Source organism: Dokdonia sinensis (assembly GCF_003688895.1).
Classification (GTDB): Bacteria; Bacteroidota; Bacteroidia; order Flavobacteriales; family Flavobacteriaceae; genus Dokdonia; species Dokdonia sinensis.
Window position 1 is genome coordinate 100,836 of the sequence record NZ_REFV01000010.1, and the last position, 17,632, is coordinate 118,467.

Sequence of the window (17,632 nt, forward strand, 5' to 3'; positions counted from 1 at the left end):
TCATCCTGAGCTTGTCTCAGGAAAGCGTACCCATTTCTAAAAAATACATCTATTTACATTTAGGTAACAGTAGTCGTAGTGACAAATAGTATTTTTGCAGTATCAATACAGTCTTATGAAAAAGTCCTTAGTTTTTGCTTTCCTATTATTATTTAGTGCCACCCTTTTTGCACAAGTAACTATAAATGAACTGGATTCAGACACTCCCAGTACAGATAGACTGGAAATCATAGAGCTTCTCACCGAGACCCCAGAAATGTCTTTAGATGGTTTTGTCCTAGTGCTGTTCAACGGTTCGGACAGCGGCGGGGATAGTAGTTATTTTGTACTGGATCTTGATGGGCTCGTGTCTGACGTAAATGGTATTGTACTTATAGGAAATAACGATGTATCTCCTGTTCCTGACTTTATCCTCTTTGACAGTACTATTCAAAATGGAGCAGATGCCGTGGCTATATACGCTGGCGACGATACTGATTTTCCTGAATTTACGGTGGCTACGACCACAAATCTTATAGACGCCTTAGTCTATGATACTAATGATAGCGACGATACTGATCTTCTGGCATTACTAGGAGAAACCGAACAAATAAATGAAGGCGGTAACGGTCCTTCTGACACCAATTCTATTCAAGCAGATGGTACCGGAGGATACAATGTGACATTACCAACACCAGGCGCGTTAAATGACGGAAGTGGTGTAATTTTTAATCTTGTGGGGTACACCGTTGCTCAGGAGCAATATGACGAAGGGGATGCCATAGACATTGTATTTACTACTACAGAAAATGTAACTGAGGATACCACATTTACCTTTACACTAGATAATGAAGGATTTGATACAGATGACTTTACTGGTGCTACGGAAATTATAATCCTAAGTGGGGAAAATACCGCCACCAGAACGATTACCACTATAGATGATAGTGAAGATGAAGGTGATGAGGTGATGAAAATTACCTTTGGCGATCTACCTGATGGTTTTAAGCGTGCAAATGATAATCTAGAAGTACGCATTGTAGATAATGACTTTACAATGGCCAGTTGGGGAACACCGCTTAATCCAACCTTTGATCAAGTAGAAAGCACACAGCCTAACGGATATTATGACCCTATAGACGGTTTAGCAGATGATGCGCTGGTACAAGCCATACAAGACATCATTGCAGACCCAGATGTGGTCCGTGCTCAAACTTATGCAGACGTTATTGATATTTTAAAGCGTGCAGACCAAAGCCCACTTAATAGTAATCAAGTTTGGCTCGTTTACACAGAGCAACAAAGACCTAAATTAGATTTTCAAACATCTGGCGGGAGCAATACTGGTTTATGGAATAGAGAACACACCTACCCGCGGTCCCGTGGTGGTTTTTTTGACATTGAAGCAGATGAGATTGCAGATGGAATTGATATATTCTTCCCGACCAAAGCAGACTCGCTACGTCACGCAAACAGCGATGCACACGGATTACGCGCCGCAGACGGTCCAGAAAATAGCTCTCGTGGCAATCAAGATTATGGAGAATATAGCGGTCCTACTGGAAACCAAGGCAGTTTTTACGGAGATGTAGCACGGAGTATATTTTTTCTCACGATACGATATAATGGAATTGATGTAGTTTCTGGTAACCCTGCAAATAGTACCGTAGGACAACTGGGCGATCTGGATGTGCTTTTAGAATGGCACCGCAATGACCCGCCTGATGATTATGAGATGAACCGCAATAACGTGGTTTATGAATGGCAATTTAACCGAAATCCTTTTATAGATATGCCCGACCTAGCCGAGTATATTTGGGGTAATAACGTAGGTGATACTTGGACAAATCCGCTACGTGTAGATGAATTTTCGGCGGTAGACGTTCGGGTTTATCCTAATCCCAGCAATCGCACTTTTACGATTACAGCACCACAACTATCTGGAGAAGCGATCATTTATGACCAGACAGGACGGCGTATACACAGCTATCCATTTAAGAACATTATGGTTCTCAACCACAATTATCCTTCTGGTGTATATTATGTCACTCTCACATCTGATATAGGCACCGTGACTAAAAGATTGATTGTAAGATAGAGGGCTGTTATTTTTAGGAGTACGCTTTCCTGAGACAAGCTCAGGATGAATCGCGAAAGCGTACCAATAATTACCACCTGTTTCTGTACTTTTACGTAAACTAACAACACAAAACAATGGCAAACATAACCTTGGGCGGAACCGCCACTAAAACAGTAGGAGAGCTCCCGAAAGTAGGAAGCACTGCACCAGATTTCACACTTTCTAAAAATGATCTTTCCACTTGCAAATTGAGTGATTTTAAAGGTAAACGTGTTGTCCTCAATATTTTTCCGAGCGTAGACACTGGAGTTTGTGCCCAGTCTGTACGCACTTTTAATGAAAAAATGGCCGGCGCATCAAACACAGAAGTACTTTGTATATCGCGCGACTTACCATTTGCACAAGCGCGTTTTTGTGCGGCCGAAGGTATCGAAAACGTGCATACTCTTTCTGATTTTAAAACAGGAAAATTTGGTACGGACTATGGCGTTACCATCGAGGACGGAGGTTTTTCTGGATTACATTCACGCGCAGTGGTTGTGATAAATGAGGACGGAAAAGTAGCTTACACAGAACAAGTTCCAGAGATAGGACAAGAACCTAATTATGAGGGTGCGCTAAATGCCTTAAAGTAATCTATGGCTCTCAAATTTATAAAAGGACGCCTCAAGGGAATGAAGTATTCATTTCAGGGAGGCATCCATCTTTTAAAGACTGAGGCAAGTATTCAGGTACAATTTGGGATTTTTGTATTGGTAACGATTGCCGGCTTTTTCTTTAAAATTTCAAACTACGAGTGGATAGCACAATTTCTATGCGTAGGACTTGTAATGACCGCAGAAGGTTTAAACACCGCTATAGAGGGCGTTGCAGATTTTATCCATCCGGATTATCACGAGAAAATAGGTCGCATTAAGGATGTAGCTGCGGGAGCCGTAGGTATTGCCGCACTTGTCTCTGTTATTGTGGCTGGAATTATTTACTTGCCTAAGATTTTTTAGCCCGTTTTGCTATCAACCTTATTTGTCCCATATGATTTGCTTGGTGTTCCATCACGTGATACCACGCCCAGTGATTGTTCATAGAGGATTGTTCTGGATTTTTTGTGAGCCACTGATCGTCTGTTGTTTTTAATAATCTTAAAGTTTCGGCTCTTACTTTATCCCATTCTTCGAGATAGTAGGATATCGGTTTTCCTACAAGAGCGCTTCTACCCTTATCCCCTAGATCCATTGCTGCACCCCATTTCTTAAGTTCCTCTTTATTCATTTCTCGACCTTCAAACGTATATGCTTGGTAATAAATCTCGGTGGCGGCGAGGTGCATAATCATCGCTCCAATCCTATTTGCATCATCATCCAATAAAAAATCTGTCTCCTCTTGCGATAAGTTTTGCACAGATCTCGTGACACGACCTTTTAAATCTTCCAGCATAGAAACAAGATTACCCACTTGTGGACTGTATCCTCTAGGAGCTTCAATTTTGTTTTGAGCGTTTGTTGTGATAAAGAATAGGCAGAGAGCACCTATAAATAATTGCTTTTTCATAATGAAATTTGATTAGATGAATTTACAAGTTACAGCATATCAGCACAAAAGGACAAAGGGGTAGGTGTTAAAAATTCATTCAAGCTCTGCGCATAAACGGCATTTTTTTCCGTTTCAAAATTGTATTTTTAGCACAAATCCAGACAATCCAATCGCTGCACGCTTTTATGGCAAAAAAGAAAACTACGACTAAAAAACCGGCAAACAAAAAAACGCCTAGAAAGCCCATTAATTGGAAACTCTCGCGGCAGCAGCAAATTATTCTGGGAAGCTTTTTGTTTCTTCTCGGGTTAGTGTTGCTCTTTGCCTTTGGCTCTTATCTTTTTACTTGGAAAGCAGATCAAAGTATCCTCGACGATGCCACACGTGACTCTCAAGCCGAAAACTGGATGAGTATTGTGGGCGCTCAGATAAGCCACTTTTTTGTTTATAAAGGATTTGGGATCGCTGCATTTATTCTCGCAGGCCTCACGACATTATCTGGAATCTATTTCTTCTTTGACTACGCAAAGAAGGCATTGCAACGCTTTTGGTTCTGGGGATTACTTTTAATGCTTTGGCTCTCTGTATTTTTTGGGTTCTTTAATGAAAAGAGCGACATTATAGGTGGTACGGTGGGTTATGAGGTAAACGATTTCCTTCAAGATTATCTAGGTCTCACGGGAGCGATCATCGTGATGGTCTTTCTCGCGATTGTTTATTTAGTTTTGCGTTTAAAACTTACCCCAGAAAAAGTGGGTGCATTTTTTAACAGAAAGAAGGATCAACTTTCAGATGAATTTTCGGCAGAAGGGGCTGCGATTGTGGATAATTCTCTTTCCTATGAGGCAGAAGCAATATTGAAAGATAATGAGGCCGCTTTCGCGAAAGCGGAAAAAGAAAACGCCCTCGTCCAGAAAGAAGGTAAAACCGCAATGGAACTCAACGTTGAGAACCTAGAACCTACGTTAACCCAAAGAGAACCGGCAAAATCATTTACCGTAGAAACCCCAACCGAAGAAACAGTGGATGTCCCAAAACACGACGAAGTCATAGTCGAAGTTGAAGAGACCATAGAGGAAGAGGAAGTAACGGACACTAAAAGTGCAAAGCTTGTAGAAGATTTTGGCGAATTTGACCCTACACTCGAGCTTGCCAAGTTTAAGTTCCCTCCTATTGACTTACTCAAGGATTACACAAAAGGGCAAGGAATAACCATAAATCAAGAGGAACTCGAGGAAAATAAAAATCGAATTGTAGATACACTAAACAATTACAAAATCGGTATCTCAAACATAAAAGCGACCGTAGGTCCTACGGTTACGCTGTATGAGATTGTCCCAGAAGCTGGAATTAGAATTTCAAAAATCAAAAACCTTGAGGACGATATTGCGCTTTCATTGAGTGCGCTCGGGATTCGTATTATCGCTCCTATTCCTGGACGTGGAACCATAGGTATTGAGGTTCCTAATAAGAATCCGCGTATTGTGAGTATGCGTTCTGCGGTGGCAAGCAAGAAGTTTCAGGAGGCAGAAATGGAACTCCCGCTTACACTAGGAAAAACCATTTCGAATGAAACTTTTGTTGTGGACCTTGCTAAAATGCCTCACCTACTTATGGCTGGAGCCACAGGACAAGGAAAATCCGTAGGACTCAATGCGATCCTCACTTCCCTACTCTACAAAAAACATCCCGCCGAAGTTAAGTTTGTTCTCGTAGATCCTAAAAAAGTTGAACTGACTTTATTTAATAAAATAGAGCGTCACTATCTGGCAAAACTTCCCGATACGGACGAAGCAATCATTACAGACAACTCAAAGGTTATCAATACGCTCAACTCACTTTGTATTGAAATGGACGCACGTTACGACCTGCTCAAGGATGCGATGTGTCGTAATATCAAAGAATATAACGTCAAGTTTAAGGCCCGTAAACTCAATCCAAACAATGGCCACAAGTTCCTACCATATATAGTACTTGTGGTAGACGAATTTGCAGATTTAATTATGACTTCTGGAAAAGAGGTAGAAACTCCTATCGCCCGTCTAGCGCAGCTTGCTCGTGCCATCGGTATTCACTTAATTATCGCAACACAACGCCCGTCTGTAAATGTGATTACGGGTATAATTAAGGCAAATTTCCCGGCCCGCATCGCCTTTAGAGTAACTAGCAAAATTGACAGTAGAACTATACTCGACACTTCTGGTGCAGACCAGCTTATAGGTCGTGGCGATATGCTCTACACTCAAGGAAATGATGTAGTTAGGATTCAGTGTGCCTTTGTAGACACTCCAGAAGTGGAGCGTATTGTAGACTATATAGGAAATCAAAAAGCCTATCCAGATGCCCATTTATTGCCAGAATATGTAGGTGAAGAGAGTGGCACAAGTCTTGATATAGATGCATCAGATAGAGATGCGCTTTTCCGCGATGCTGCCGAAGTTTTAGTCATTGCACAACAAGGAAGCGCTTCCTTATTACAACGTAAACTAAAATTAGGATATAACCGAGCAGGACGTATCATAGACCAGCTAGAAGCCGCCGGTGTTGTAGGACCTTTTGAAGGTAGTAAAGCACGACAGGTTTTAGTTCCAGATATTGCTGCTCTTGACCAACTGCTTGATAACGAATAAAGATTATGAAAAAGAAATTGATTTTTTGGCTCGCACCCATTTTGTTTAGAAGAGTGCTTGTTCCTGTTGCTAGGAAAGGATACCATAGCTTTGTAAAACGCACAATGCCAGTGGTGGTATTGCTGTTTATGGCCGCTTTCGCGAAAGCGCAATCCGCACAGACACTACTTAAAGAAGTAGATGCTAAGGTAAAAAGCTACGAGAATATCGCCATAGATTTTAAATACGGACTGAGCAATGATGCCGAAGGTATTAATCAAGAAACACGCGGAAACGTAGTGTTACAAGGAGATCTTTATAAACTTGATCTTATAGGAACGACGCAATTATTTGATGGAAAAAATGTGTATAGCATATCTCCAGAAGATGAAGAAGTAACTATAAGTCCTATGAGCGACCAAGATCCTGACGCAATTACACCATCTAAAATGTTATCATTTTTTAATGATGGATATAGACAGGAAATGGACATTTCTCAAAATGTACAAGGTCGTACCATACAATTTGTAAAACTCACTCCTATAGATTCTAATAGTGAAATAAAATCTACATTACTGGGAATAGATAAGCAAACCAAGCACATTTACAAGCTTATTATTTCTCAAAAAAATGGCTCTAAAATCACAATTACCGTAAACTCATTTAAAACAAACCAGCCTATGGCTAAAAATATGTTTGTTTTTGATGAGAGTAAATACAGTAACTACTACATCAACAAACTCTAGTTAATAGGGAAAAATATAATGAAATTGTTCTCAAGCATTCCTTAGTTTTGCGTGAGAACAATTTTTGTTTTGATACGTATGAAAATACTGGACAGGTATATTCTTTTTACATTCATAAAGACTTTTTTGAGCATCTTTATCATTTTGATGTTCATATTGATCTTGCAATCCTTATGGCTTTACATAAAGGAGCTTGCGGGTAGAGAATTGCCTATTTCTGTTATCCTAAAATTTCTTGTTTTTGTAATGCCTCGCCTTACGGTTATTGTATTGCCGCTAGCCATACTACTTTCTAGTATTATGGTGTTCGGTAATTTTGCAGAGAACTATGAGTTTGCGGCGATGAAGTCTACAGGTATCTCGTTACAAAGGGCAATGAAGAGCTTGATTATCTTTATTATCGGATTGGGCATTACCGCTTTTTTCTTTTCCAACTCCATCATTCCCAGAGCCGAGATAGAGTTTATAAATTTACGCAGAAATATTGCAAAGGTTAAACCAGCTCTTGCGATAACAACCGGACAGTTCAATGCTTTGGGCGAAACTATAAACATTAAGGTAGACGAAAAATTTGGTGAGAACGATGAATTTCTTAAAGGAGTTGTTATCCATAAAAAAGACCCGAATCGCATAGGAAATTATACCGTTATTATAGCCGAAGAAGGAGAGCTCATAAGTACAGAGGATGAGCCAGTATTGTCCTTAAAGCTTAAGAATGGAAATTACTATGATGAACTCTTACAGCGAGATTTAAAAAAGAAAAAACGTAAGCCGTTTGCAAAAAGTTATTTTGAGACCTATACCTTAAATATAGATATTAGTCTCCTAGACGATGTAGATTTTGAAGATAAACAAATAGACAACGCCTACACCATGCTTAATGTAGTCGAACTTGCCGAAGAAATAGATAAACAATCTGTCGAGATGACAGAGGACTATAAAAGCTTTAGCGATTCATTTATGAATAAAAGTGGTTTTACCCCTATTGAAGGTGCTTCTGGTGTTACCGTAAAAGATACGATTCAACCCGAATTATTAGATAATTATAGGTTAAAAGATCAGGTAGCGATTATAGAAATGGCTCGTTCTAATATCAAGAATTCTATGGTCACTCTCGATAACAGAAAGATTGCTTTTAAGCGTAAGGTTAAGACCATAAATAAGTATGAAATTGCGGTACATGACAAATATGTATTAGCTTTTAGCTGCATTATTCTCTTTTTTGTAGGTGCTCCTCTAGGCGCAATCATAAAAAAAGGAGGATTAGGCCTTCCCATTGTTATAGGTGTTGTGACATTCTTGACATTTCATTTTGTAGGTATTTTTGCAAAGAATAGTGCAGAGGATAATACGATTACTCCGTTTATTGCTTCTTGGCTGAGTTCGTTTATAATGCTGCCTATCGGTATTTATTTTACCTATCGCGCAACAACAGATCAAGGGATTTTGGGCTCAGGAGATTTTTTTGCCCCCCTCAAGAGAATGTTTGCTAAAAAGCAAAAGATTACCGCTGTTCCTGATATAAAAGACATCTCTTATACACTTACAGATCAAGAATCTGAAATGCTGGACAAATTTTCGTCCAATCAACTTAAAGATGTTGTAAAAAACTATAAGCAGTATGAATATTCTGAGGATGTGCGATTTGCTGCGATAGATCGATTGGGGCAACTTGGTATAACCTTAGAAAATCTTAAAGTTCAAGGGTATTATACTGATCCAGTCTAGGACTTAATCCATTTATTCTAAAGCGCCATTTTGTATCTTTGTACTATAAGCCTGAACTATGGATACAACGACTGCAAAGACCACAAAACTCAATACAATAGCTGAGGCTATTGAAGATATCAGAAATGGTAAGGTCATAATTGTAGTAGATGATGAAGATCGCGAAAATGAAGGGGATTTTGTAGCTGCCGCAGAGACTGTTACACCCGCAATGATCAATTTTATGGCAACGCACGGTAAAGGACTTATCTGTGCACCTATAACTGAAGAACGTTGTGAGGATCTGCATCTTAATATGATGGTAACCAGCAATACTGATCCTATGGAAACTGCTTTTACCATTTCTGTAGATTTAAAGGGTAAGGGTGTCACAACAGGTATTTCTGCCTCAGATCGTGCTCAAACTATTAAAGCACTCATCGATCCAGCTACTAAGCCCTACGACTTAAGCAGACCAGGTCACATTTTTCCGCTTAAGGCGAAAGAAGGAGGCGTCTTACGACGTGTGGGACATACAGAAGCAGCTATAGACTTTGCTAGGCTTGCAGGTTTTAAGCCCGCTGGTGTCATTGTTGAAATAATGAATGAAGATGGCTCAATGGCTCGTCTTCCTCAATTACTAGAAGTTGCAAAAAAATTTGATCTCAAAATTGTTTCTATAGAAGACCTTGTCGCCTATAGAATGAATCACGATAGTCTTATTGTAAAAAAGGAGGATTTTGAGGTGCAAACCCGATTTGGAGACTTTAGACTACGCGCTTATGAACAGACAACAAACGAACAAGTTCATATAGCACTAACCAAGGGAAGCTGGACTGTAGAAGAACCCGTTTTGGTAAGAGTTAATTCCACACAAATAAATAATGATATATTAGGAACGCTTACTAACAATGTGGACCAGAAACTGGATGACATGTTTAAGGCGATTAATGACGAAGGTAAAGGTGCGATTGTCTTTATAAATCAAGATAATGCGTCTCAAAATCTACTGGGACGCCTAAGCGAACTTAAAGAACGTCAAAAGGATGGTCTAATGAAAGCCCCCAATATCGTTATGGATGTTAAAGATTTTGGGATAGGCGCCCAAATCTTACACGATATCAATATTTCTAAAATTAAACTACTAAGCAATACCGAAGGCACCAAACGCATCGGTATTATTGGGTATGGACTGGAAATTGTAGATAGAGTTGGCTATTAAAATAAAATTGACTTAGACTCATTATGGTCGCCTGAGACTTTACTTTGAGAATTTTCTGTTTTATTTTATGCTTTCGCGAAAGCGGACTTTAAGAAGTTTTATATCTTAAGTCCATAATTAACAGTATATTACATAAATAATCATACTTGAATTTTGGGCACAAAAAAAGGCAAGCTACCTACATCACACTGCTACGACCGTCTACCCTTGCTGCGTTCCCACCCTGGGGGATTCAACAGGAGCTAGTTGTGTAGGACTTGCCGCTGCAAAAATACAGTTTTTCTATCTTCCTGCAATGTTTTATACCCCAATTTTTTCTCCTAAATTGTACCTCTAAATGATACTAAAGATGAATTTCTACAAGCAACTCGCATTCACATTATTAGGAACAATAGCTATCTCTTGTGGAGATAAAAAAAATCTGGATACTAATTATACGCTAACAACTTCGGCAGAGAAAAATAGCGTGATTAATGGTGGTGAACTGATGCTCTCAATACAGGAAAAAAAGAATTATATCATAGATTCTATCGTTTACACCTTAGACGGAAACCGACTGGCAAGTACTAAAAAAATAAACGGATTTAAGACAAAATTATCTTCGCCTACCTTAGGTCATAAAACGTTACAGGCCACTATTTATACAGAAGAAGGTAATGCTACGGTTACAGAGGACGTAGTGCTCCTTAATGACAAAGCACCAAAGGTGTATACATATAGTATAATAAACCGTTTTCCGCATCAAACAGACGCCTATACGCAAGGCTTGGAATTTGTAGGTGATACGCTTTACGAAAGTAACGGACAATATGGAGAGTCTACCTTACGTAAACTAGATTACAAGACGGGAGAAGTAATAAATGAAGTGGTTCTTGACAATCAATACTTTGCAGAGGGACTCACCATACATAACGGAAATCTATACCAACTTACTTGGAAAGAGGATATTGGTTTTAAATATGACCCAACAACTCTAGAGTTAAAAGGTACCTTTGACTACGGTAAAAGCAGACAGGGCTGGGGACTTACAAACGATGGAAACACTATTTACAAGTCTGATGGGACTAGTAAAATCTGGAAACTATCGCCCAATGCGCTAAAGGAACAATCCTACATTGAGCCTACTGATAATAGAAAGGTATACCAGAAATTTAACGAATTGGAGTTTATAAACGGTAAGATTTATGCAAATACCTATCAAAAACCAAGTATCGCTATTATTGACCCTGTTACGGGTGCTCTAGAGGGCATCATAGATCTAAGCTCGCTACCTAGTGAAGTTCAAGAAGGTCTAGATGAACAAAATGAAGTCCTTAACGGGATAGCCTTTAAAGCAAATGAAAATCGCTTGTTTGTCACTGGAAAACATTGGAACACGCTTTTTGAGATAGAGATTAAGGAGAAGTAGACCGTTTACTCAATGAGAAGTAGTGTTCCCTCAATGTAGCTTTTCTTTACAGCGTAATCGCTATAGATTTGATTTATCAAAACTCAAAGCGATGAAAAATTCAATAAAAATTACGATAGCAGATCCGTGTCACGAGGATTGGACACAAATGACCCCTCAAGAAAAAGGGAGACATTGCGATTCTTGTGACAAACTTGTCATAGATTTTTCTCAAACTACTGATGAACAATTGTACAAACGCGTACAACGAGGTGGCAAAATATGTGGTCGCTTTAAGCCAGAGCAATTAGATAGGGAAATTACGCTTTCGCGAAAGCGTAAAAATCCATTTTTAGACTATGCCGCTACCCTACTCATACCAGCAGCAATTTTTTCTACACAGAACATTAATGCTTCTAACGTATCTAAATCGCCACAAATCGAGACCTCGTCATATAAAAGTCTTAACATTTCGTCTTTAAATAGAACCCAAAAAAATGTTGTTGCCGAAAGTAATTCGGAAACACTTCTCACGATAAAAGGAACGGTTTCTGATAGTCACGGTCCCTTATCTGGAGCTATAGTTACAGTTAAGGGTACTGACAGATTTGTTAAGACCGATGAAAATGGCAATTACAAAATTGACATCAGAAAAGGGGATACACTAATTTTTGACCACATTGCTTACAATCGACGCGAAGTAATTATTGAAAAATGCCAAAAATATAATGTAGTCTTAGAGCAACATATGATCATGGGAGAGATTGGAATTATGGGCAGAGTTTCTATAAACAAATAACTGCTAAATCAAGTTAGACAGATAATCACTATAAAAAACCAAGTCCAACGACAATAATGCAAGATGCAAAAAGTTATATTTGTTATATAAAAATATGACTTTATGCGTTATTTATACACACTAGCTCTTCTCACTATTATAGTAGTTGTAAGCTCGTGCCGTAATGATTTTGAAACATCGACCAGTACTGGAGAATTAAGATTCTCTAGGGACACGATATACCTGGATACTGTTTTTACAAACATCGGGTCTAGCACCTACAATCTAAAAGTTTATAATCGAAGTGACGATGCGATAAATATTCCCACGGTACGATTATCGCGCGGTGAGGCGTCTGACTATAGATTAAATGTAGATGGTGTTGCTGGTCGCGAATTTAATGATGTAGAAATCCTAGCTAAGGATAGTATCTTCATTTTTGTCGAGACTACAATAGACATAAATGACTATACTAGTGATGATGTAGACTTTCTATACACCGACGCTATCGAATTTGATACAGGCAGCAATGCACAAAAAGTAGAACTGGTTACTTTAGTAAAAGATGCAACGTTTATTTTTCCTGATCGTGAGGATGCTACTGGAATTATAGAGACGCTCACAGTAAACGGAACGGAGACACAAATTCAAGGGAGATATCTTATGGATGATGAGCTTACGTTTACATCTGATAAACCATATGTTGTTTACGGCTATATGGCGGTAGGAGACCCTAACGGCGGAACTGCAAAGACACTCAATATTAATCCTGGGGCCAGAATACATTTCCATCAAAATAGTGGGATTATAGTTGCAAATAATGCTTCTTTAAAGATAAATGGAACACTAAGCGCTAGTCAGGAGGAGTTAGAAAATGAGGTAATCCTAGAAGGTGACCGCCTAGAGCCTGGATTCTCGGATATTCCAGGACAATGGGGAGCAATTCTTCTAACCACAGGGAGTGTGGATAATGAAATGCGTTACACCACTATAAAAAATGCCACCGTGGGTATTCTAAATGAATCTAATACCACGACTGGCAGCCCTAATTTAACTCTTGCGAATACTCAAATATACAATAGCGGTGCTGTAGGTTTACTCAACCGATTCTCTACCGTAGAAGCTTCGAATACTGTAATAAATAATGCTGGACAATTTGCAATGCTTGTTCAACTGGGAGGAAATTATAGCTTTGACCATTGTACGTTTACAAACTATTTTACTAGTGGTTCTCGCACCACCCCTGCTGTTTTTCTGGACAATACGCTTGCGGCTGGCGACCAGTTGTTTGTAGGGAGTCTAGAGAAAGCTACATTTAGAAATAGCATCATATATGGTAATCAAGGTGAAGAGCTTCTATTTAACCGTCACGAGAATGCAGATTTTAATTTTAAGTTTGAGAATACGTTAATTCGTTTTGACGATTCTTTTGGAAGTTTTGAAGAGTCAGAATTTCATCAGTTTGATGATGCTACTAGATATGAAAATATCATCATCAGTATAGAACCAGATTTTAAGGCACCCAACGATAATAAGCTTCAAATAGGAGATGCCTCTGCTGCAAATGGTCAAGGCAATCCTGCTGTATCGCAGTTATTTCCACTAGACTTAATTGGTACAAATCGCACCGTAAATCCAGATTTAGGAGCATATGAAAGTATCATCTTTAATGAAGATTAAAGACTCAAAAGGTTTAAAAACTATATTAAAAACGAGAAAGCCATCACAAATGTGATGGCTTTCTTATTTTAAGAATAGATGTTCAATTTATTTTTTTTGAAGTACTGCACTAATATCGTGTATTACCCCGTTTCTACTCAAAAAGTCCTTAGCAAGGATGTAACTCTTATTTCCTTGCGCATCTACAATAGCGTAGCGATTACCTCTTTTGAGAATAAGAATTTTTAGACCGCTAAGGGTCTTAAACTCAGCTCTTCCATTTCCTCCGTTAATGAGGCTTATAATTTTTTCTAAAGTATACTCTCCCTTTACAACGTGGTTTTTTATTAAATCATCGAGTTCTTCTTCATTTCCTTTTGAAGTAAGTTCACCTAACCTTCCATCAGGTAACTGTCTAAATGACTCATCACGAGGTGCAAAAATGGTGTACTTCTCACTATCTATGTTTAATAATTCCTCTTTCAAATCTGAGGCAACTAATCCCTCAGAAATAATTACGTGTAATTTTGATTTAGTAATGTTCTCTAATAAAGGATCATTTCTATCTACTCTAGCAGAACCTAATGTGTTTAAATTGAGTGTCCCTGTCTCTTTATCAAATATATTAAAAGAGCCTTTTTTTTCTTTTGCCGCCTCCTTCCTTTTTCTAATTTCCTTATCTGTAAGTTGTCCAAATCCTACAAAAGTGATGCATACTGAAAGTAGTATGGTAAATACGTATTTCTTTTTTAATGTATTCATAGTGTTATTTAATTGGCTGCAAAGAAAACATTTTTTTTCTAGAATATGCACCCGTGGTTAATAATATGTAAAACGCTTATTAAGCTTCTACATTGTTCAATATTTTACAATTATCATACCAATTTATTTAAAAGAACAATATGTTAAGAATCAAGGTCTGATTGGCATTTTTAAGCAATATGCATTATCTTTATTGAAAAAATGCTAGTTAAAAGGACAAACATCGAAAATAGATTGCGTAGACAACGCGATTTGGATCTTAAAGGTGATGACATTTTAAGACAGGTTGAAAGGGTTTTTGAAGAAGACCGCTTTCGCGAAAGCGCTATTATAAACAAACTATCAGGCAAGGACCTCTCTGTTGCCAATAATTTTAAATTTGACTTATTAGAGTCTAATAGGATTTTTCACATAGACCAAATTAGGGAAACTTGTATAAGGTATCGACTACGATTTCTGGACACAAAATACTTTAAGGGCAAATATCCACAGGCCGCTGTTGCTGAAATTAAGTATCTAGAGAATGTGCACGAGACGGCTCTGGACGGCTTTAAAATTATAGCTCCATCAAAAATGTTTGTACTTGAAAAGTCAGATGATCCTCTACTTTTTGCTCCTATGGGCAATGATTATTATTATTTAGTACACAAATGGGGCAACGACCTACACCCTTTAAGAAGGTGGTTAATGTGGCCATACAAAAGTTTTGAAAATTTAATATTTGCTGTTTTTTTAGTTAGCATGGTAGCAACCTTTCTAATACCTGACGGTTTGTTTGCAAAAGAGCAATCTTTTTCTCAAGATGTGATGGTATTTTTCTTTATGTTTAAATCTATTGCTGCTGTTGTCATTTACTATGGTTTTGCAGCAGGCAAAAACTTTAATCCAGCAATTTGGAATAATAAATTTGATAAAACTTAATGCCTATACTACCTGAAATGGATCATCGTAAAATTTATACGGGTTCCAAGATTAACGCTCAGTATTTACAATCTCTATTACTTGAATCCAGTCTCAAAAGTGTCATTAGAGATGATGGCGAGAGCTCGCGTAGGGCGGGTTTTGGTGTAGATTATATGAACGAAGCAAAATTACTCATTCATAAAGATGATTACCTTAAAGCTAAACATATCTTAGATAATGCAATGGATGATGATGGTAATTTAATGGGCATAGATGAGGAACTTTTGGAAGAGCAAGCGATGCAAACGCGTTCTATTCCTGTTGAAAATGCTGCCCAGCAATCTACTATTGGAAAGCGATCGCCTTTTAACCTCTTGCTTAATGCTATTATTGTTCTTTACTCCTCATATCGCTTGTATCCGTTACTCCAAGGTGAGACTTTACCCTGGTGGCGTATACTACTAAGTGGAGCCCTTGTGGTTTTTTGTGGATGGACGCTAATCGCTCACTTTACATCAAAAAATGAGAAAGCAGCTTAAGCGTACATCGCTTCTCGCTGCTCTTTTATTTTTTTGTCACTCATGTATTCGTCAAAGGTTGTATAACGATCTATGACACCTTTTGGTGTAATTTCTATAACACGATTCCCCACGGTTTGTGCAAACTCGTGATCGTGTGTAGTTAGTAGCACCGTTCCTTTAAAGTTAGATAGTGCATTATTAAAAGCTGTAATAGATTCGAGATCTAGGTGATTTGTAGGTTCATCTACCATAAGAATATTTGCACGTTTCATCATCATTTTACTAATCATACAACGCACTTTTTCTCCTCCAGAAAGAACGTTAGATTTTTTTAGGGCTTCTTCTCCGCTAAAAATCATCTTTCCAAGGAAGCCTCTTAAATGCACTTCTTCTCGCTCCTCTTCTGTCTGGGCATACTGTCGTAACCAGTCTACAAGATTAAGGTCAGAATTTTGAAAATATTCAGAGTTATCAAGTGGTAAATAAGACTGGGTTGTCGTAATCCCCCAATTAAATTTACCGCTATCTGCTTTTTGCTTATCATTTAGGATTTCGTAAAAAGCTTGGGTGGCTCTAGAATCTTTTGAAAAGATGATTACTTTGTCACCTTTATTCAGATTAATATCAACGTTTGAAAATAGGATTTCTCCGTCTAGAGAAGCAGATAGTTTCTCTACGGTTAGAATCTGGTCTCCAGCTTCTCTATCTCTATCAAATATAATTCCAGGGTAACGACGGCTAGAAGGTTGTATTTCTTCTATATTTAGCTTGTCAATCATCTTCTTACGAGAAGTTGCTTGCTTTGACTTTGCTACGTTTGCACTAAATCGTGCAATAAATTCCTGTAGTTCTTTTTTCTTCTCTTCTGCCTTTTTATTCTGCTGAGCTCTTTGACGTGCTGCTAGTTGTGAAGACTCGTACCAGAAGGTATAGTTACCACTATAATGGGTAATCTTATTATGATCTATATCAGATATATGTGTACATACTGAGTCTAAAAAGTGACGGTCATGAGACACTACAATTACACAGTTGTCATAGTTTGCAAGAAAATTTTCTAGCCAAGATATAGTTTCATAATCTAAATCGTTTGTAGGCTCATCCATTATAAGTACATCTGGATTACCGAAAAGTGCTTGAGCTATAAGTACACGTACACGCTGTTTTCCGTCAAGGTCTGCCATAGATGTTGCGTGCAGTTCGTCTTTTATTCCAAGATTAGAGAGCATCATTGCTGCTTCACTCTCTGCATTCCAACCATTCATTTCTTCAAACTGGACTTGTAATTCACCTATGCGGTCTGCATTCTCATCAGAGTAGTCTGCATAAAGCGCGTCTATTTCTGTTTTTATTTTGTACAATGGCTTATTTCCCATCATCACAGTCTCGAGTACATTATACTCATCATAAGCGTAATGATTCTGTTCTAGAACAGACATACGCTTACCTGGTTCTAAATGCACATGTCCAGATGTTGCTTCTTGTTTACCAGAAAGGATTTTTAGAAAGGTAGATTTACCAGCACCATTTGCACCAATAATCCCATAACAATTCCCCGAAGTAAAAGAGGTGTTTACTTCGTCAAATAGAATTCTCTTACCAAACTGTACTGAAAGATTAGAAACTGAAAGCATAGGTTATATCATTAAATTTAAGCGTGCAAAAATATTGATATTTAATGACTTTATGAAGCTCTGATCTCTTGAAATTAGTTTAACTAGGTATTAACATCTCATTTAGGTATAACCT

15 protein-coding genes and 1 other RNA gene are annotated in these 17,632 nt (G+C 38.2%); 12 read left to right on the forward strand and 4 right to left on the reverse strand.

Features of this window, described 5'->3' with window-relative positions; genetic code table 11:
* The first annotated feature begins 115 nt into the window (after positions 1 to 115).
* The 3 genes from EAX61_RS11080 (at position 116) to EAX61_RS11090 (ending at position 3,060) form a co-directional block, all read left to right on the forward strand.
* Complete coding sequence (locus EAX61_RS11080) at positions 116 to 2,077, forward strand: endonuclease (RefSeq protein WP_121917756.1); 1,962 nt, start codon at positions 116 to 118, stop codon at positions 2,075 to 2,077.
* 116 nt (positions 2,078 to 2,193) lie between these two features.
* Positions 2,194 to 2,694 carry a thiol peroxidase gene (gene tpx, locus EAX61_RS11085; protein ID WP_121917757.1) on the forward strand — a complete coding sequence of 167 codons (501 nt, stop codon included), beginning with the start codon at positions 2,194 to 2,196 and terminating at the stop codon, positions 2,692 to 2,694.
* 3 nt (positions 2,695 to 2,697) lie between these two features.
* Positions 2,698 to 3,060, forward strand: a complete 363-nt coding sequence (locus EAX61_RS11090) for a diacylglycerol kinase (RefSeq protein ID WP_121917758.1) — start codon at positions 2,698 to 2,700, stop codon at positions 3,058 to 3,060.
* On the opposite strand, the gene EAX61_RS11095 is transcribed toward EAX61_RS11090, so the two are convergent.
* Positions 3,047 to 3,607 carry a mycothiol transferase gene (locus tag EAX61_RS11095; RefSeq protein ID WP_121917759.1) on the reverse strand — a complete coding sequence of 187 codons (561 nt, stop codon included), beginning with the start codon at positions 3,605 to 3,607 and terminating at the stop codon, positions 3,047 to 3,049. The genes EAX61_RS11090 and EAX61_RS11095 overlap by 14 nt on opposite strands.
* Positions 3,608 to 3,774: 167 nt before the next feature.
* On the opposite strand from EAX61_RS11095, the gene EAX61_RS11100 reads away from it, so the two are divergent.
* The 4 genes from EAX61_RS11100 (at position 3,775) to ribB (ending at position 9,873) form a co-directional block, all read left to right on the forward strand.
* Positions 3,775 to 6,219 (forward strand): FtsK/SpoIIIE family DNA translocase, encoded by a 2,445-nt coding sequence (locus tag EAX61_RS11100; RefSeq protein ID WP_121917760.1) that lies wholly within the window; start codon positions 3,775 to 3,777, stop codon positions 6,217 to 6,219.
* Positions 6,220 to 6,323: 104 nt separating this feature from the next.
* On the forward strand, positions 6,324 to 6,944 hold the full coding sequence (gene lolA1, locus EAX61_RS11105) for an outer membrane lipoprotein periplasmic chaperone LolA1 (RefSeq protein ID WP_430641070.1): 621 nt from the start codon (positions 6,324 to 6,326) through the stop codon (positions 6,942 to 6,944).
* A 78-nt stretch (positions 6,945 to 7,022) separates the two neighbouring features.
* A complete protein-coding gene (locus EAX61_RS11110) occupies positions 7,023 to 8,672 on the forward strand; it encodes an LptF/LptG family permease (RefSeq protein ID WP_121917762.1) in 1,650 nt (549 codons plus the stop codon).
* 58 nt (positions 8,673 to 8,730) lie between these two features.
* The gene (gene ribB, locus EAX61_RS11115) at positions 8,731 to 9,873 is read left to right on the forward strand and encodes a 3,4-dihydroxy-2-butanone-4-phosphate synthase (protein WP_121917763.1); all 1,143 of its coding nucleotides are present in this window, start codon (positions 8,731 to 8,733) and stop codon (positions 9,871 to 9,873) included.
* A gap of 164 nt (positions 9,874 to 10,037) precedes the next feature.
* On the opposite strand, the gene ffs is transcribed toward ribB, so the two are convergent.
* Positions 10,038 to 10,136: signal recognition particle sRNA small type (gene ffs, locus EAX61_RS11120), an RNA gene on the reverse strand.
* A 74-nt stretch (positions 10,137 to 10,210) separates the two neighbouring features.
* Here ffs and EAX61_RS11125 point away from each other — a divergent pair.
* The 3 genes from EAX61_RS11125 to EAX61_RS11135 all read left to right on the forward strand — a co-directional run bounded on the left by EAX61_RS11125 (position 10,211) and on the right by EAX61_RS11135 (position 13,718).
* Positions 10,211 to 11,281, forward strand: a complete 1,071-nt coding sequence (locus tag EAX61_RS11125; RefSeq protein ID WP_236642033.1) for a glutaminyl-peptide cyclotransferase — start codon at positions 10,211 to 10,213, stop codon at positions 11,279 to 11,281.
* Between the two features lie 91 nt (positions 11,282 to 11,372).
* Positions 11,373 to 12,059: a carboxypeptidase-like regulatory domain-containing protein gene (locus EAX61_RS11130; protein WP_121917765.1), complete on the forward strand. Its 687-nt coding sequence runs from the start codon at positions 11,373 to 11,375 to the stop codon at positions 12,057 to 12,059.
* 102 nt (positions 12,060 to 12,161) lie between these two features.
* Positions 12,162 to 13,718, forward strand: coding sequence for a hypothetical protein (locus EAX61_RS11135; protein WP_121917766.1), 1,557 nt, complete (start codon positions 12,162 to 12,164; stop codon positions 13,716 to 13,718).
* Between the two features lie 87 nt (positions 13,719 to 13,805).
* Here the strand turns inward: EAX61_RS11135 and EAX61_RS11140 are convergent, their stop codons facing one another.
* Complete coding sequence (locus EAX61_RS11140; protein WP_121917767.1) at positions 13,806 to 14,459, reverse strand: fasciclin domain-containing protein; 654 nt, start codon at positions 14,457 to 14,459, stop codon at positions 13,806 to 13,808.
* A 201-nt stretch (positions 14,460 to 14,660) separates the two neighbouring features.
* Here EAX61_RS11140 and EAX61_RS11145 point away from each other — a divergent pair, with 201 nt between their 5' ends.
* A complete protein-coding gene (locus EAX61_RS11145) occupies positions 14,661 to 15,380 on the forward strand; it encodes a hypothetical protein (protein ID WP_121917768.1) in 720 nt (239 codons plus the stop codon).
* 17 nt (positions 15,381 to 15,397) lie between these two features.
* Positions 15,398 to 15,901, forward strand: a complete 504-nt coding sequence (locus EAX61_RS11150) for a DUF2007 domain-containing protein (RefSeq protein WP_236642034.1) — start codon at positions 15,398 to 15,400, stop codon at positions 15,899 to 15,901.
* On the opposite strand, the gene EAX61_RS11155 is transcribed toward EAX61_RS11150, so the two are convergent.
* Positions 15,898 to 17,517 carry an ABC-F family ATP-binding cassette domain-containing protein gene (locus EAX61_RS11155; RefSeq protein WP_121917770.1) on the reverse strand — a complete coding sequence of 540 codons (1,620 nt, stop codon included), beginning with the start codon at positions 17,515 to 17,517 and terminating at the stop codon, positions 15,898 to 15,900. The genes EAX61_RS11150 and EAX61_RS11155 overlap by 4 nt on opposite strands.
* Positions 17,518 to 17,632 lie beyond the last annotated feature (115 nt).

What these genes read in the sequence shown, in the direction of transcription:
- EAX61_RS11150 (WP_236642034.1), top strand. Translation starts at nt 15,398, where the DNA reads ATGGATCATCGTAAAATTTATACGGGTTCCAAGATTAACGCTCAGTAT.
- tpx (WP_121917757.1), top strand. Translation starts at nt 2,194, where the DNA reads ATGGCAAACATAACCTTGGGCGGAACCGCCACTAAAACAGTAGGAGAG.
- lolA1 (WP_430641070.1), top strand. Translation starts at nt 6,324, where the DNA reads ATGCCAGTGGTGGTATTGCTGTTTATGGCCGCTTTCGCGAAAGCGCAA.
- EAX61_RS11140 (WP_121917767.1), bottom strand. Translation starts at nt 14,459, where the DNA reads ATGAATACATTAAAAAAGAAATACGTATTTACCATACTACTTTCAGTA.
- EAX61_RS11145 (WP_121917768.1), top strand. Translation starts at nt 14,661, where the DNA reads ATGCTAGTTAAAAGGACAAACATCGAAAATAGATTGCGTAGACAACGC.
- EAX61_RS11080 (WP_121917756.1), top strand. Translation starts at nt 116, where the DNA reads ATGAAAAAGTCCTTAGTTTTTGCTTTCCTATTATTATTTAGTGCCACC.
- EAX61_RS11095 (WP_121917759.1), bottom strand. Translation starts at nt 3,607, where the DNA reads ATGAAAAAGCAATTATTTATAGGTGCTCTCTGCCTATTCTTTATCACA.
- EAX61_RS11155 (WP_121917770.1), bottom strand. Translation starts at nt 17,517, where the DNA reads ATGCTTTCAGTTTCTAATCTTTCAGTACAGTTTGGTAAGAGAATTCTA.
- EAX61_RS11110 (WP_121917762.1), top strand. Translation starts at nt 7,023, where the DNA reads ATGAAAATACTGGACAGGTATATTCTTTTTACATTCATAAAGACTTTT.
- ribB (WP_121917763.1), top strand. Translation starts at nt 8,731, where the DNA reads ATGGATACAACGACTGCAAAGACCACAAAACTCAATACAATAGCTGAG.
- EAX61_RS11125 (WP_236642033.1), top strand. Translation starts at nt 10,211, where the DNA reads ATGATACTAAAGATGAATTTCTACAAGCAACTCGCATTCACATTATTA.
- EAX61_RS11100 (WP_121917760.1), top strand. Translation starts at nt 3,775, where the DNA reads ATGGCAAAAAAGAAAACTACGACTAAAAAACCGGCAAACAAAAAAACG.
- EAX61_RS11130 (WP_121917765.1), top strand. Translation starts at nt 11,373, where the DNA reads ATGAAAAATTCAATAAAAATTACGATAGCAGATCCGTGTCACGAGGAT.
- EAX61_RS11135 (WP_121917766.1), top strand. Translation starts at nt 12,162, where the DNA reads ATGCGTTATTTATACACACTAGCTCTTCTCACTATTATAGTAGTTGTA.
- EAX61_RS11090 (WP_121917758.1), top strand. Translation starts at nt 2,698, where the DNA reads ATGGCTCTCAAATTTATAAAAGGACGCCTCAAGGGAATGAAGTATTCA.